1 pseudogene is annotated in these 18,495 nt (G+C 68.3%); it reads left to right on the top strand.

Going from position 1 to position 18,495, the window contains the following annotated elements:
• Positions 1-457: 457 nt before the first annotated feature.
• Positions 458-18,493 (top strand): annotated as a pseudogene (locus tag ABZV58_RS17725) (amino acid adenylation domain-containing protein); the annotation flags it as partial.
• Positions 18,494-18,495 lie beyond the last annotated feature (2 nt).

The following is an 18,495-nucleotide window of genomic DNA, read 5'->3' on the forward strand; positions in this document are numbered from 1 at the left end:
TTTGATGCCAGGTTACGGCCGTCTTGACCTTGTGGCAAGATCTTGCGCTATATTTGCTGCGAGACGCTGTATCGTATCCAAAACTGTGACCTCAGTCCTGGGGCTTGCGCCGCAGGTGAACTGACTATGGGGCGGATGACGGAGACGTCCGGCCGGCGAGACCGCTGTCGGCGATCGGTTGCCGATCGTCATGATTTTCCTGAGCATGCATTCCGGTTGTCGTAACCACGTTGCAAACTTCTAACAATCCGATATAGGCAACCTTACGGCAATACAACTGAGCTCCTGAAATGAACGATATCGTCGGAGGTTCGAAATGGGCCGAAAGCGTGGCATCGATGACAGTCGGGACCGATCGAAACGGTCGGAGATCAGCTCATTCCGTTCCTCCGGACATCGGGAAAAGGATTCCGGAGCGCACTCCAACGGTAATGGATACGCGCGACGTCCGTCGTCCGGCATCCTTCCACTGACCGCGGCCCAGCGGGGAATCTGGTTCGCTCAGCATCTAGCGGAATCGTCGCCGATATCGGTGGCCCAATACGTCGAGATCGTAGGCGATTTGGACGTGGAATTGCTCACCGAGGCCTGCCGAACCGCCAGTCGTGAGTTCGGCTCGGGGCATCTGCGCCTCATCGAGGTCGATGGAGAGCCGCGTCAGTTCATCGACCAGGAACGTGGCGGTCAGGTCTCGGTAATGGATTTGCGCCGACACGCCGATCCGGTTGCGACCGCGCGCGAAATCATGGTTCAGGACTATTCTGCTCCGCTGGACCTATTGCGTGACGATCTCATGGCGAGCATCGTGTTCCAGGTCGGCGCGAACCATTTCCTATGGTATCAGAGGGCGCACCATATCGCGCTCGACGGATTCGCCGCCGTCACCATGCTGCACCGGATAACCGCGCTGTACAACGCGTGGGTGAACTCCGAGGAAGCGCCGCCGTGTATGGCGCGGGATCTCGGTGTCGTCGTCGAGCAGGATCTGGCGTACCGGGGTTCGGAGCGTTTCGACAACGACCGCAGATACTGGTCGGAGCATCTGGCGGACGCGCCTCCCCTCGTCAGCCTTTCCAGCCGCATGGGCAAGGCCACCATTCATCCGACGCTGGTCAGCGACGAATTGCCCGAGGCCACAGCGCATCTGCTGGAAAGCGTCGTGCTCGGAAACGGCACGAGCGTGACACCGACCATCGTCGCGGCGTTCGCCGCCTATCTCGCGCGAATGACCGGGAGCGACGAAGTATTGCTGAGCCTCCCGGTTTCGGGTCGGCACTCCGCCGTGCTGCGCCACTCCGGGGGAATGGTGGCCAATGTCGTCCCGCTGCGCGTGCGGGTCGCGGGCCGCAGCGTGGGTGAGCTGATCGCCGCGGTGCTGAGCGAGCTGACGAGTGCGCTTCGGCGGCAGCGTTATCGCCAAGAGGACATCTTCCACGATATGGGAATCGCGCGCGACGAGGCGGCGTCCTTCGGGCCGGCCGTGAACCTCATGATGGTCGAGAACGAGGTCGTGCTGGGTGAGACGACAGGCCGCCTGCACGTCCTCACCTCGGGCCCGACCGCCGACCTTTTCGTCAACATCTATCCGGGTGCGGGCAAAGACAGTACGCACATCGACTTCCAAGGCAATCCGAATGCCTACAGCCCTGAGGAACTCGCCGGTCACCACCGCCGCTTCCTGATGTTCCTGCACGAGTTCCTGGCCGGGGGAGCGGGCTGTCCGATCAGCAGGCTGCCGCTGCTGGAAGCGCAGGAACGGTCCGCGCTGCTGCCGGTGCGGGGGCCCGGCGGGGTCGAAACACGACTGCTTCCAGAGATTCTGGCCGCGAGCGCCCGCCGGAATCGTGGTGCGTGCGCGATCAGCTCGGCCGGGCGGACGATGACGTATGGCGAGCTGGACACCAGATCCTCCCAGCTGGCCCGGAATCTGATAGCCCTGGGTTGTGGGCCGGATACGGCGGTCGCGATCATGCTGTCCCGCTCGGTCGAATCGGTCGTGGCGACGTGGGCGGTCGCGAAATGTGGTGCGGCGTTCGTCCAATTGGATCCCGAGTACCCGTCGAAGCGGATAGACCACATCATCGCCGACAGCGGTGCGACAGTGGCGATCACGGTCGACGCTCTGCGCGGGCGGCTCCCGCGACAGATACATCGGGTGGTTCTCGACGACCCCGCGACCCTCGGGGAATGCGACGCTGCGAGCGGGCCGATCTCCGACGAAGACCGTATCCGCCCGCTACGGCCGTCCAATATCGCCTATGTCACCTATACCTCGGGTTCCACCGGGAAGCCGAAGGGCGTCCAGGTCACCCACACCGGCCTCGCGAATCTCGTTGCCGACCGGGCCGCCACGTACGGTATCGACACGAAATCCCGCGTGTCCTATGCCCTCTCGCCGAGTTTCGACGCCTCGCTGGAACAGTTTCTGACCTGCTTCGCGAGCGGATCCACGCTGGTGATCGTGCCGCCCGAAGTGACAGGCGGTGCTCCGCTCACGCGCCTGCTCGCCGACGAGCACGTGACCCACCTGACGCTGACCCCCGCCATGCTGGCGACCGTGGACCCGAGTCCGGCGACCGACTTGCGGGTGGTCGTGGTCGGTGGCGACGTCTGCCCGCCGCACGTCGTCGAGCGGTGGATCCAGTCGTTGTCCATGTACAACGAATACGGTCCCACCGAAACCACCGTGACCGCCCTCGGCGCCGGGCTGAGACCCGGCCGCGCCCAGACGGTCGGTGGCCCCCTCCGTGGCGTCGCGGCGATGGTGCTGGACCGAACCCTCCAGCCGGTGCCCAAGGGCACCGCGGGCGAGTTGTACCTCGCTGGGCCGGGATTGGCCCGTGGCTACAGCCGACTGCCCGGCGAAACCGCCGCCCGGTTCGTCGCCGATCCGTACGGCGACGCCGGCGAGCGGATGTACCGCACCGGCGACATCGCGCGCTGGACCGGCGACGACGCCGAGATGACGCTGGAATTGCTGGGGCGCGGCGACTTCCAGGTCAAGATCCGCGGTTACCGGATCGAGCCGAGCGAGATCGACGCCGCGCTCACCGCCCACGAGGACGTGGATCTCGCCGTCACGGTGCCGGTCCGCAACAACGTCGGCACGACCGTACTGGCGTCCTACGTCGTCCCGGTCGCTGGCCGTCGCGTCGATCCGCTCCTACTTCAGCGCTTCGCCCGCGATTCGCTGCCGCCGCACATGGTCCCGGCGGTGATCGTCGCGCTGGACGCCCTCCCGGTGAACGCCTTCGGCAAGGTCGATCGCCGCGCCTTGCCGAAGCCCGAATTCGGGACCGCGCCGGTCGGCCGGGCGCCGGCCACGGTTCGGGAGAAGACGGTCGCACGGCTTTTCGCCGAGGTGCTCGGCGTGCCTCGGGTCGGGGCGGACGACAGCTTCTTCGCACTCGGCGGCGACAGCATTCTGTCGATCCGGCTGGTGGCGCGGGCCAAGGCCGAGGGCTTGAGTTTCTCCACCCAGGATGTGTTCGTGCACAAGACCGTCGCGGGCCTGGCGGCCACGGCGACGGAAGCCGTCGACACCCTCGAGTTGGCCGAGCTGCCCGGTGCCGGCGTGGGGCCGATGCCGCTGTCGCCGATCATGCGCGCGATGCTCGATCGGGGTCACTACGACCGATTCGCGCAGGCCGCGCTCGTGCAGCTGCCCGAGGGGGTCGACCGGGCGGGTCTAGTGCGCGTCGTGGGATCCCTGCTGGAGCGCCACGACATGTTGCGCGCGGTGCTGCGCGGCGGCGATTCGGTCGATCCGTACGTCGAGGTGCTCGATCGGGAAGCCGTCGACCCGGACGCCGCGCTCGTCGACGTCTGGCTCGATCGACGTGACGCCGCCGAAGTCGATCGCCACCTGCAGAAAGCGGCGGATAGATTGGATCCCGGCAGTGGTGTGCTCGTCCAGGCCGTCTGGATTCGGGATCGCGACCGGTCCGGACCCGACCTGATGTGGCTGGTGATCCACCACCTCGCCGTCGACGCGGTGTCCTGGCGCATCATCGTCGCCGACCTCGCGCAGGCTTGGACGCGAATGTCCAGCGGCGCACCGCATTTCGGACAGGTCAGCACTTCGTTCCGGCGCTGGGCGCACGGCCTGGTCGTGCAGGCGTCGGGCAGGCGGTCGGCGGAACTCGAACACTGGAAAGACGTGCTCGAGCGCGGCGATCAACTTCTCGGCTCGCGCCGTCTGCTGCCGGATCGTGACGTCGGAGCCACGGCCGGCCGGGTTCGTCAGCGCATCCCGGCGGCGGTCGCCGAGGCGGTGCTCACCACCATTCCGGATCGCTTCCACTGCAGTGCCAACGAACCGCTGCTGGCGGCTTTGGTACTGGCACTGAGTGAGTGGCGGCGCAGGCGTGGTGCGGTGGCGGCCGCCGGAGAGTTGATCTCGCTGGAGGGACACGGCCGCGAGGAGCGGGCCGTGCCCGGCGCGGATCTCAGCTCCACGGTGGGCTGGTTCACCACCCGCTTCCCGGTCCGGATCGACTGGGAGAACATCGATCTCGATGATGCGCTGGCCGGTGGACCGAGTGCGGGACACGCGATCAAGCAGGTGAAGGAGCAGCTGCGTGCGGTGCCGGACAACGGCATCGGCTATCAAATGCTGCGTTGTCTCGATCCCCAGGGCAGTGCCGAGCTCGGCGGTCTGCCCGAACCGCAGATCAGCTTCAACTACCTCGGGCGGGTGGGCGCCGCTGAGCACTCGGGGCCGTGGGCGCCCACCACCGAATTCACCGCGCTGACCGCGACGAGCGATCCGGCGATGGCGCTGGCCGCCGTCCTCGACATCAACGCGATCGCCGAGGAAGGCAGCGACGGACTCGAACTCGACACGACCTGGGAGTTCGCCTCGCAGGTGTTGAGTGTCGAGGAGGTCGACGAACTCGCCGGGCTGTGGGCTCGGGCACTGCTGGCGCTGGGTGAGCACGTCCGATCCGACACCACACCGGGCTTCACTCCCTCCGACTTCCCGCTGACCACGGTGTCGCAGCACGAAATCGACGGCTGGCTGAGGGAATACCCGTCGATGACCGATGTGTGGCCGCTGACCGCCCTGCAGTCCGGGCTGCTGTTCCATACGATCTACGACCGAGACGGCGACGACGGCTACATCGTGCAGGCGGCGCTGACCTTCGCCGGGCACGTGGACACGGAGCGGATGCGGCGGGCCGCGCAGGTGCTCGTCGACCGCCACGACAGCCTGCGGACCGCGTTCGTCGAGAGTGCCGACGGGCCACGGCAAATCGTGTTGCGCGATACCCGGGTCGAGTGGAGCGAGTCGAGTGTCAGCGATGTCGCCCCGCAGGCGGAAGCGCTTCGGCGACTCGCGGCCGAGGCCGCGGCTCCGTTCGACCCGGCTCACCCGCCGCTGGTGCGTTTCCACCTCGTGCGTACCGGCGTCGATACTTTCCAGCTGCTGGTCACCAACCACCATCTCGTGCTGGACGGCTGGTCGATGCCTCTGCTGATCCACGAGTTGCTCGCCTTGTACGCCTCCGACGGGGATACCGCCGACCTCGCGCCCCCTCGTTCGTACCGAGAATATCTGCGGTGGTTGCAAACTCGGGATCGCGCCGCCGCGATCGCCGCGTGGCAGGAGATGCTCGCCGGAATCGACAGTCCGACCCGGGTCGCGGGCGGGCCGGATCGAACAGCCGCCGCGGACGCCGGTGAAGTCGGCATGAACCTGGACGCCGCGACCACCGCCGCGATCTTCGAGCTGGGGCGCTCGCACGGCGTCACGCCCAACACGGCCCTGCAGGTGGCGTGGGCATTGCTGGTGGCCGCCACGACCGGACGGTCGGACGTGGTGTTCGGCAATACGATGTCGCAGCGCCCGCCGCAGCTTCCGGACATCGAGCGCATGGTCGGGCTCCTGGTCAACACGCTGCCCGTCCGCGTCCGGCTCGAACCCGACGAGACCGTCGGTGACCTGCTCGTCCGTGTGCAATCCGAGCAGGCCGCGATGCTGGATCACCAGTACATCGGTCTGGCTGAGTTGCAACGGGTCATCGGAATCACCGATATGTTCGACACCGCGACGGTACTCGAGTCCTATCCACTGGGCCGAGAACTGTTGGCACGCGATCTCTCCGACGCCGGTTTGCGGCTCGTCGAGGTCGACGCCCACGATGCCACGCCGTATCCCCTGAGCTTGCAGGTGACCCCGCCGCGGTCGGGCCGCGACGGACGACCGGACGTCGACGAGCCCGACACCTACACGGTGACACTGAAATTCGCTACCGACCGATTCGATGCGGACGAGGCCCGCACACTGCTCGAACGATTCGAGCTGCTGATCGGGCAGATCGTCATGGACCCCGCCCGGAGGGTGTCCGACGTCTCCTCGTACCGGGATTCCGAACGCGCGGAACTGCTTTCGGTACGCGGCGAGGACCCGGCCGCGGCGCTCGTGCTACGCGACGTCCTGTGGGGGACCGCGCGGAGGTATCCGGACGCTGTGGCAGTCCGGTGCGGTGACTCCTCGTGGACGTATCGTGAGCTGGAGCGTCGCGCCGACGCGTTCGCTTGCCTGCTGGCGAGCCACGGTGCACGGGCCGAGTCGCTCGTCGCGCTGGCCGTGCCCCGTTCGGCCGAACTGGTCGTCGCGATCTGGGCGGTGGCGAAGACCGGCGCCGCGTTCCTGCCGGTGGATCCCGGCAATCCCGCCGCGCGGATCGGGGAGTTGTTGTCCGACTCGCGGACCGGCCTCGGCGTGACGACCAGCGCTGTGGCACAGCGGCTTCCGGACACTGTCGACTGGTTGCTGCTGGACGCTCCGGCTTCGGACGGTCACGATGGTCTACCCCATCCGGCCGATACCGGCCGATTGTCCGCCGACAACGCGGCATACGCGATCTATACGTCCGGATCGACCGGTACGCCGAAGGCGGTCCAGCTCAGCCATCGAGGCCTGGCCGACCTGGTCGCGGCGCACATCGACGCGTTCGGTGTGGATACCGATGCGCGGGTGTTGCAGGTCGCGTCGCCGGGATTCGACGCCTGCCTGTCGGAGTTGCTGTTGGCGCACGGCAGTGGCGCCTGTCTGGTCGTGGCGCCGCCGGAGGTGTACGGCGGGACCGATCTCGAGGAACTGATTCGGTCCCAGCGGGTTTCGCACGCGATCCTCACCCCGTCGGTGCTGAACACGATGGATCCGTCCCGGATTCCCTCGTTGACAACGCTCGCGGTCGTCGGCGAAGCGACCGGGCCGGACACCGTGCACCGGTGGGGCGCCGGGCGACGGCTGATGAACCATTACGGACCGACCGAGTGCACGATCTGGGCGACGGGGTCGGACGCCCTCGTACCCGGCGAACCGGTGACGATCGGTGGCCCGATCCGCGGTGCGTCCGCGCTGGTTCTCGACACCTGGCTGCGACCGGTGCCGGTCGGTGTCGCGGGCGAACTCTACGTCGGTGGGCCCGGACTCGCCCGCGGGTACATCGATCGACCGGGCGTGACGGCGTCGCGCTTCGTCGCGGACCCGCGATCCACTCGCGGCGAGCGGATCTACCGCACCGGTGATTCCGTGCGCTGGGTGCGCGGACCCGCCGGGTTGGCGCTGGAATTCCTGGGCCGCTGCGATCAGCAGGTCAAGGTTCACGGGCTGCGGATCGAGCCGGGGGAGATCGATGCCCACATCGCCCGGCACCCGGACGTGGCGAGTGTCGCCACCGTCGCGGTGCAAGGCTCTTCCGGTGAACCGGTTCTGGTGTCCTATGTCGTCTCCGCGCCGGGCTCCGCCGTGGATGTGGCGGCGATCGGCGACGATCTCGCGGCCAGGCTACCCCGGTACATGAATCCGGCGGCGATCGTGCGGCTCGACGAGATGCCGTGCACTCCCACGGGCAAGATCGACCGGGAAGCCCTGCGGCAGCGCCCTTTCGCTGCCGACGCCGCGGGCGGGCGATCGCCGTCGACGCCTACCGAGCAGATCGTGGCGCGACTCTTCGCCGATGTACTCCATCTCGACACGGTGTCCGCCGACAGCAACTTCTTCGCGCTCGGCGGGGACAGCATCGTCTCGATGCGGCTGGTGGCACTGGCGAGATCCGCCGGGCTCACACTCACACCGCGAGATGTGTTCGAACACAAGACGGTTGCTGCGCTCGCCGCACTGGCGGACGACATCGCCGCCCCGGTGGCGGTCGAGGAACCCGCCCGGCGCCCGACGGCGGACCGCTTTTCGGAGCCCCCGCTCGTCACGCTGACCGAACACGACCTCGATCGGCTGGAACGCCAGTACCCCGGCCTGTCCGACGTGTGGCCGTTGTCGCCCATGCAATCCGGGATGCACTTCGACTCGACGTTCGACCCGGGTGCCGGGGACAACTACACCGTCCAGACGATGATCGGATTGTCCGGCGCGGTCGACGGTGAGCGCCTGCGGCGTGCCGCCCAAGCCGTGGTCGACCGGCACGACATCCTTCGGGCCGCCTTCGTGGAGACGGCGAGCGGGCCGTGCCAGGTCGTGCTGGACCATGCCGAAATCCCGTTCCGCGAGGTAGATCTCGCCGATGGTGTCGACGCGGGATCGCCCGCCGACCCGGGCGCGATCGCCGCGGTCGACGCGGCGGCGGGATTCGACCTGTCGGCTCCTCCGCTCCTGCGCTTGACGCTGATCCGGCTCGACGCGCGGTCCTTCCGGCTGCTCGTCACGAACCACCATGCGATCCTGGACGGCTGGTCGATGCCGTTGCTGATGCGAGAACTGCTCGACTACTACGGATCTCCCGCGCGTATCGACTCCGCCGGTCCCGCTCCCTCCTACCGTGACTATCTGTCCTGGCTGGCTCGGCAGGACAGCGCCGCGTCCAAAGCGGCATGGGCGCAGGAGCTTTCGAATGTCGACGGACCCACCCGGGTGTCCCGCGAAGCCTCGTCGGCGGGCTCGGTCTGCGCCGCCGAGGTCGCGGCCGAACTCACGGCGGATCGATTCGCGGAACTCCGTCTAGTGGCGGCGGAGACGGCCGTCACCATCAACACCGCGGTGGCCGCGGCTTGGGCGCTGAATCTGCGTGTATCGACCGGCGAGACCGATGTGATGTTCGGCGCCGCGGTGTCGGGCAGGCCTCCGGAGCTGCCGCTGGTCGATCAGACGCTCGGCATGTTCCTCACCACGATTCCGGTGCGAGTCCCGCTGCGACCCACCATGACGGTGCGCGAGTTGCTGACCGGCATTCAGGTGCGGCACGCCCGCATGCTGGAGCATCACCATATCGGCCTACCCGAGATTCACCGCAGCGTCGGCCTGCCCGAACTCTTCGACACCGTCATCACCTTCCAGTCGTTCCCCATCGACCGGACGGCGCTGCAGGAACTCGTCGATTCGGCGGGCTTGCGGGTGGACGAACTCAGCGGTGTGGACGCGACGCCGTACCCGCTGAGCCTGGCCGTGGAACCGAAGCAGTCCGAGGACGGCGAGGTGCAGGGGCTGCGGATTACCCTCCGGTTCCACGAGCGCGCGTTCGACACCGCCTCGGCGCGCCGGATTCTCGATCGCTTCGTCGAGCTGCTGTGCCGGATCGCCGCGAACGCGGACGTGCGGCTCGGCGAGCTCGCCGGGGAATCGGGTCCGCTGTGGCCGGTTTCGGTTGCGGAAGCGGCGATTCCGGACACATTGGACGGCATACTCGCCGCCTCCGCTGCCGCCGAACCAGACGCGATCGCCGTGCGATGCGGTGCGGCTGCCATGACCTACCGGCAGCTCGACGAGCGATCCTCACGTCTGGCTCGGATCCTGCTGTGGCACGGCGCCCAGCGCGGACAGGTCGTCGCCTCCGTGCTTCCGCGATCCCCGGCGGCGACGCTGACCCTGTGGGCCGTGGCCAAGACCGGCGCCGCCGTACTGCCGATCGATCCGATCCTGCCGGCGGAGCGTATCGAGTTCTTGCTGTCGGACTCGAAAACGGTTGTCGGACTGACCGATGCGTCGACCAGGAAGCATCTCCCCGAGTGCGTCGACTGGCTGGTCCTCGACGAGGAGCAGACGCACGACACCCTGGACTCGGTCTCTGGTGCGCCGATCACCGATGTCGAACGCGGCGGGCCGATTCGGCGGGACCAGATCGCGTACGTGAGCTACACCTCTGGGTCGACCGGAACGCCCAAGGGCGTTCTCGTCAGCCATCGCGGCTTGGCCGAGATCGTCGCGGCGCAGCGGCGAATACTCGGCGTCGACCCGGCGTCGGTGGTGCTGCAGGTCGCCTCGCCCAGCTTCGACGCCTCGATCTTCGAGTTGTTGATGGCGCACGGCTCGGGCGGTCGGCTCGTCATCTCACCCGCCGATGTCTACGCCGGGCCCGAGCTGGCGAAACTGATGCGCCGCGAGGGTATTTCGCACGCGATAGTGACACCCTCGGCGCTGGCGACGGTTCCGTGCGATGGTCTCGACGGGTTGCGCGTGCTGGCGGCGGCCGGTGAGCCGGTCGGGCCGGAACTGGTCGATCGGTGGGCGCCGGATCGCGCCATGATCAATGTCTACGGGCCGACGGAATGCACGATCTGGGCTACCTCCGGCGACGCTCTGACGCCGGGCGCCGCGGTCACGATCGGCAGGCCCGTCGGCACGGTCGCGGCCGTTGTCCTGGACACCTGGTTGCGGCCCGTGCCACCCGGTGTCGCGGGCGAGCTGTACCTGTTCGGCCCCGGCGTTGCCGATGGGTATGTCGCCAAGATGGCGTTGACCGCGGCGCGGTTCGTCGCATGCCCGTTCGGGGAGCCGGGCCAGCGCATGTACGCGACCGGCGACATGGTGCGCCGCACCGCCGCCGGCGAGATGGAGTTTCTGGGGCGCAACGACTTTCAGGTGAAGGTGCGCGGCACCAGGATCGAGCTGGGGGAGATCGACGCGGTGCTGGGCGCGCGTGCGGATGTGGCATACGCCGTCACCGTGCCGCGCAGTGACGAGGGGCGATCAACGCTGCTGGTGTCCTATGTCGTGGCCGCGACCGGGGCGGAGGTGTCGGGCGAGGAGTTGCGCGCGGCACTGGCCGAGGCGTTGCCCCGGTACATGGTGCCGTCCGCGGTGGTGGTGCTGGACGAGGTGCCGCTGACCGCCAACGGGAAGCTGGATCGCGAGCGGTTACCCGAACCGGTTGCCGTCGCGCGCGAATTCCGGGCGCCTTCACCGGGATTGGAAGAGTTGGTCGCGCGGACATTCGAGCAGGTGCTCGACGTGGACCGGGTGGGAGTCGACGACGACTTCTTCGCGCTGGGCGGCGATTCGCTGAGCGCCTCGCTGGTGGTGGCGCGGATAGGCGCGGCCCTGGAGGTGCGCGTGCCGGTGCGGTCGGTGTTCGAGGCCCCGACGGTCGGCGAATTGGCCGCGCTCGCAGGGACACTCAGCGGCGTGGGCCGGTTGCCCCTGCTACCCGGAGTGCACCCCGACCCCGTGCCGCTGTCGCTGGCGCAGCAGCGGATGTGGTTCCTGAACCGGTTCGATCCGGACTCCGCGGCGTACAACATTCCGGTGCTGCTGCGGCTGTCGGGACGGTTGGACACCGCGGCGCTCGCGGCCGCGCTCGCGGATGTGATGGCACGTCACGAGGTACTGCGGACGATTTACCCGGAGGTCTCCGGTGAGCCGCGGCAGGTCGTTCTCGACGAGCCCGCGGTGCCGGTGGAGCCGGTGCTGGTGTCCGCGGATTCGGTCCCGGAGGTGGTGGGCGAGTTCGTGCGGCGCGGATTCGATGTGACGACCGCGGTGCCGATGCGCGTGGGGCTGTTCGAATTCGACGGCGACACAGGAGAATTCCTACTGGCACTGGTGGTCCATCACATCGCAGGCGATGGTCAGTCGATGGGACCGCTGGCCCGTGACGTGATGGCGGCGTATGCCGCGCGACTGGCCGGGCACGCGCCGGAATGGGAGCCGCTCGCCGTGCAGTACGCGGATTTCGCGTGGTGGCAACGGCAGATGCTGGGGACCGAGGACGATCCGGCGTCGTTGCTGTCCGCGCAGCTGGAGTTCTGGCGCTCGACGCTCGCGGGCGCACCCGACCGGCTGGAACTGCCCGCGGACCGACCACGTCCGGCCGTCGCGTCGCTGTCGGGCGGCCGGGTGCCCGTGGAGATCGATGCGAGTCTGCACGAGCGGCTGCTCGGGCTGGCACGGGCGCGCGGAGCGTCGCTGTTCATGGTGATGCATGCCGCGCTGGCAACGGTATTGGGGCGACTCGGCGACAGCGATGACGTGGTGATCGGCACCCCGGTCGCGGGACGCGGTGAGCCCGCGCTGGACGATCTGGTGGGGATGTTCGTGAACACCCTCGCCTTGCGGACCAGGGTCGATACCCGCGAACCGTTCGCCGAGTTGCTGATGCGCGCTCGCGAGACGGACCTGCTCGCGTTCGAGCACGCGGACGTGCCGTTCGAGCGGGTCGTGGAGGCGTTGAGCCCGGAGCGATCGGCGGCGCGGCATCCGTTGTTCCAAGTGGTCCTGGCGTTCCAGAACGTGTCGACGGTCGATGTGGCGCTACCCGGCGTCCGGGTAGCCCGAGTGGACGCCGATACCGGGGCGACCCAGTTCGACCTCCAACTGGTGCTGTCCGATTCGTTCGGCAATACCGATGTGGCGCACGGTATCTCGGGAACGATGACCTACGCGCGGGATCTGTTCGACGAGGCGAGCGCAGCGGCGATCGTCCGACGGTTGGTGCGGGTGCTGGAAGCCGTCGCCGACGATCCGGCCGTGGTGATCGGGGACATCGACTTGCTGGAAGCCGACGAGCGCGCGGCGCTCACGTCGCGCGTCGGGACACGGACCGTGGCGGCTGCGGAGCCCTCCGGATTGCTGCCGGACGTGTTCGCCTCGGCCGTACGCGACAACGGCGACGGTATCGCCGTCGTCGCGGGGGATGCCACGCTGACGTACGCGGAGCTGGACGAGCGGTCCAGTCGGCTGGCGAGGGTACTGATCGGTTGTGGCGCCGGACCGGAGCGTCCGGTGCTGGTGGCGGCGGCGCGGTCGATGGCATCGGTGGTCGCGTGGTGGGCGGTGGTCAAGACGGGCGCCGCGTACGTACCGGTGGACCCGGGCTATCCGGCGAGCCGGATCGAGCAAATGGTCTCGGATTCAGGTGCACCGCTGGGGATTACGGTGTCGGCGGCGCGTGCCGAGGTGCCGGATTCGGTGGACTGGATCGTCCTCGACGACCCGGCCGTCGCCGCGTGGATCGACGCGTCGGCGAGCGGCCCGATCAGCGATGACGAGCGGTCGCGGCCGCTGCGGGCCGCGGATATCGCCTACGTGATCTTCACCTCCGGATCGACCGGAGTGCCGAAGGGCGTCGCCATCACCCATTCCGGCATCGCCGACTTGATCTCGGTGTGGCGCGCCGACCGCGAACTCCGGCACACCTCCAGGGTGTTGCATTTCGCGTCGCCGTCGTTCGACGCCGCAGTGCTGGAGATCCTGATCGCCGTCAGCCGGGCCGCTGTCCTGGTCGTGGCGCCGACCGAGATCTACGGCGGCGGCGAACTCGCCGAGCTCCTGCGCGTGGGACGGGTCACCCACGCCTTCCTGACCCCGGCAGCGCTCGCGTCGGTGGATCCGGACGGGCTGGACGACCTGCGGCTGGTGATGTCCGGTGGGGAGGAGGTCCCGGCCGATCTGGTGAGCCGATGGGCGGGCACCGACAGCGCGGGCGTCAGAAAGTTCCAGGTGCTGTACGGGCCGACCGAGGCCACGATCGCCGCCACCGCGACGGGTGCGCTGCGATCGGATGAGCGGCCGACGATCGGTGCCCCGCTGCCGGGAACGCAGGCGCTGGTCCTGGATGCCCGGTTGCAGCCGGTGCCGGTCGGGGTGGCCGGAGAGCTGTATGTCGCGGGCCCTGCGCTGGCGCGCGGGTACCTGAACAGGGCGGCGACGAACGCGGCGCGGTTCGTGGCGCATCCGTTCGGGGAACCGGGACATCGCATGTATCGCACGGGTGATGTGGTGCGCTGGAACACCGGCGGCGCCCTGGAGTTCCTGGGGCGCAACGATTCCCAAGTGAAGATCCGCGGCTATCGGATCGAGCTGGGCGAGATCGACGCGGTGCTGAGCGCGCGGGCGGATGTGGCATACGCGGTCACCGTCGCGCGGCAGGATGACACGGGGCCGGAGATGCTGATTTCCTACGCGGTGCCCGAAGCCGGGGCGGGCCTGTCGGGTGAACAGTTGCGGGCGTCGTTGGCCGAGGTGCTGCCGTCGTACCTGGTGCCCGCCGCGGTGATGATCCTGGACGCGATTCCCCTGTCGCCGAATGGAAAGCTCGACCGCGCGGCCCTGCCCGCACCGGTCGTCCAGGCCAAGCGATTCCGGGCCCCGGCCTCACCGGTGCAGGAGATAGTCGCGGGCGTGTTCGCCGAGATCCTCGGCATCGACGGTCCGGTAGGCGCCGACGACGACTTCTTCGAACTCGGTGGCAACAGCCTGGTGGCGATTCGGGTAGCGGCCCGGATCGGCGCCGCGCTCGACGCGACCATCCCGGCGTCGATGATCTTCGAGGCGCCGACGGTCGCGAGGTTGGCCACCTGCGCCGAATCGCGGGCCGACACCGGCCGGGTGGCGCTGACCGCACAGCAACGGCCGCAGCGCATTCCGCTGTCGTACGCACAGCAGCGCATGTGGTTCCTGAACCAGCTCGAGCCCGGCTCGGCGGCCTACAGCATCCCGATCGTGCTACGGCTGTCCGGGAAGCTGAATCTCGACGCGCTGTGCGCGGCCGTCGAGGAGGTGCTGAACCGGCACGAGGTACTGCGGACCGTGTACCCGTATGGGGAGGGCGAGCCGTCGCAGGTCGTCCTTCCCGCCGCGGCGATCGCGCCGCTGACCGTGACCTCCGTCGCGGAACATGAACTGGCCGAGGCCTTGTCGGCGTTCGTCTCGACGGTGTTCGATCTGACGGTCGACGCGCCGGTGCGGATCCGGTTGTTCGAGCTCGCGCCGAACGAGTGGGTCCTCGCCGTGGTGGTGCACCACATCGCCTGCGACGGATCGTCGCTCGGCCCGCTGGCACGAGACACCATGACCGCGTACGCGGCCCACCTGGCCGGGGAGACACCGAGCCTGCCGCCACTGCCGGTGCAGTACGCCGACTACGCGATCTGGCAGCGAACCGTGCTGGGGACCGAAGACGATCCCCAGTCCCTGTTGCGCGCCCAGATCGACTACTGGACAGTCGCATTGGCGGAGCTGCCGGTCTTGCTGGAGCTGCCGACCGACCGTCCGCGTCCACCCGTGCAGACCTATTCGGGCGCGAGCGTACCGATAGCCGTCGGCGCCGATCTGCACGCGGGATTGCAGCGGGTCGCGCGGGTGCACAACACGACACTGTTCATGGTGTTCCATGCCGCGCTGGCCGCTACGTTGGCCCGGCTGGCCGATACCGACGACATCGCCATCGGCACTCCGTACGCGGGACGCGGCGAGCCGGAGCTCGACGATCTGGTCGGGATGTTCGTCAACACCCTGGTGCTGCGGACCCGGTTGACCCCGGGGATGACGTTCACCCAGCTGCTCGAGGAGGTGCGCGGAACCGATCTGGCCGCGTTCGGGCACGCCGATGTTCCGTTCGAGCGACTGGTGCAGGAGCTGAACCCGGTGCGCTCGCACGCGCACCATCCACTGTTCCAGGTGATGCTGGCATTCCAGAACATCGGCAGGGCCGAGTTCGAACTGCCGGGGCTCTCGGCGTCGGCCGTGACGGCCGACACCGACACCGCGCTGTTCGATCTGCAGATCACGGTCTCGGATTCCTACGACGCCACCGGCGCCCCGGCGGGCGTCACTGGCGCGGTGACCTATGCGAGCGACCTCTTCGACGCGACGACGGTAACCATGATCGTCGATCGCCTCCTGCGGTTGCTGTGCGCGCTGGTGGCCGATCCGGCACAGCCGGTGCACGAGGTGGAACTGCTCGGCGCCGAGGAACGGGAAGCGGTTCTGACGCAGTGGAACTCGACCGAACACCGGCTACCGCCCGGCGAGACGCTGCCCTCGATCTTCGCCGACTCCGCGCGGGCGCATGCCGATCGGCCAGCGGTGGTATTCGGCGAAAAGTCGCTGACTTACGCGGAATTCGCGTCTCGCGTGCACCGATTGGCGCGGTGGTTGATCTCCCGGGGCGTGGGTCCGGAATCTTTGGTGGCGCTGCGGATGCGGCGTTCACTGGACCAGGTCACCGCCATGTACGCGGTGCACGCCGCGGGCGGTGGGTACGTGCCGGTCGATCCGGACCTTCCCGCCGACCGCATCGCGTACATGCTGTCGATCGCCGCACCGGTGCTGGAGCTGTCGTCCCTCGATGGGCTGGAGCTGGCCGGTTTCGATGACGCGCCGGTCACCGACGCGGATCGGCTCGCGCCGCTGCGACCGCACAACGTCGCGTACGTGCTCTTCACTTCGGGCTCGACCGGACGGCCGAAAGGTGTTGCGATATCGCATTGGTCGGTGGTGAACCAGGTGCTCTGGGTCAGCGGGCTCTGCGCGCTGACGCCGAACGACGTGGTGCTGCAGAAGTCTCCAGCCACGTTCGACATGTCGGTGTGGGAGCTGTTCGCGACCCTGGCGGCAGGGGCGCGCATGGTGATCGCACGAGCCGACGGACATGCCGACCCGGCCTACCTCGCCGAAACCATTGCCCTCCAGCGCGTTACGGTCGCGGCGTTCGTGCCGTCGATGCTGGCGGTATTCGCGGACGCGGCGCCCGCGCGGTCGCTGGAGTCGGTGCGGACGCTGCTGGTGGGCGGTGAGGCATTCGGCCCCGAGGTGGTGGCCGCGGTGCGGCGAACAGTGCCCGGGGTCGAGGTGCACAATCTATACGGGCCGACCGAGTTCAGCGTGTGCGCGACCGCGCATCGGGTGACCGAAGCCGACAACGCGAACATGCCGATGGGCACACCGGTATGGAACGCGCGGGCATACGTCCTCGACCACCGGTTGCATCCGGTGCCGCCGGGTGTCGCCGGGGAGCTGTACTTGGCGGGCGCCCAGCTCGCCCGCGGCTATCGGTCACGACCGGGACTCACCGCGGAACGGTTCGTAGCCGACCCGTACGGCGACGGCGGTCGCCTGTACCGCACCGGAGACTTGGTGCGTTGGCGCCACGACGGCGAATTGGAATACCTGGGCCGCACCGATTTCCAGGTGAAGCTGCGCGGGCTGCGTATCGAACTGGGCGAGATCGAGGCGGTACTCGCCGAGTACCCCGGCATCGCCAGGGCGATCGCTGTGGTGCGCTCCACGGGAGCGGTGGATCACCTCGTCGGCTACCTGACGCCCGCCGCGGGCGCCGCGGTCGACACCGCGTCCGTCTTGGCGCACGCGGCGACCAAACTGCCGGAATACATGCTGCCCACCACGGTGATGGTGCTCGACACGGTGCCCCTGACCGCGTCGGGCAAGCTCGACTCCACGCGACTACCGGAGCCGGTGCTCGCGGTAGCGGAGTTCAGGGAGCCTTCGTCGTGGCTGGAAGGTGCGGTCGCACGGGCATTCGCAGCAGTGCTCGGAGCGGATCGGGTGGGCGCCGACGACGACTTCTACGCGTTGGGCGGTAACTCGCTGAAGTCGGTGCAAGTGGTGAACGAATTGCGGAAAGAACTCGACTACGAGGTGCCGATCGCCTGGATGTTGTCGGATCCCTGCCCCGCCGACCTGGCGAAGCGGATCGAATCCGGAATGCGCTCGGGTCCCGTCGTCGAGCGAACCGATCACGGCTTCGACGTGCTGCTGCCGATCCGGACCGGCGGTGAGCGACCACCACTGTTCTGTATCCACCCGGCCGCGGGCCTGTCGTGGTGTTACCGCACCCTCGACCGCTACCTCTCCGACGGTCGACCGATCTACGGCCTACAGGCTCCGCAGATCGGCGGCGAGGTCCCCGGTCCGACAACGATCGAAGAGATGGCTCGACGCTACTTCGACGAGATTCGCGCCGTTCAGCCCCACGGTCCCTATCACGTCCTCGGCTGGTCACTGGGCGGTGTGATCGCCCATGCCGTTGCCGTCGAGATGCGCGCCGCCGGTGAACAGGTCGCGCTGCTGGCGCTGTTGGACGCCGAGGTGGACGCTGTCGAGGAGCCGACATTCTCCGCGGTCACCGCGGGAGAGCTGATCAGCAATCTCGGTCCGGTCCTCGGCGTCGATTTCGTGAGTCCCGACGCGACCGCCGAGGAGGCCGCCGAGCTGATCGAACGGCACCTGGGGCGCGGCCTCGGTATCGACGCCACACGGATCGAGCGCCTGACCGATGCCTACAACCTGGCGATCGGGGCGGTCGGCGTATGGCGGCCCGCGGTATTGGACAGCGACATGCTCTATTTCACCGCGACACGGGAAAGGCGATCGGATGCCACGGGGCACGAGGGATGGGCGCGGGTGGTCCGCGGGCAGATCTCGGTCTTCGACATCGATACGACGCATCTGGCGATGACCGAGCCGAGTGCGATCGCTCAGATCGCCCGGATTCTCAACGCACGATTGGAGTGAGG

Source organism: Nocardia sp. NPDC004654, from assembly GCF_040609595.1.
GTDB lineage: Bacteria > Actinomycetota > Actinomycetes > Mycobacteriales > Mycobacteriaceae > Nocardia.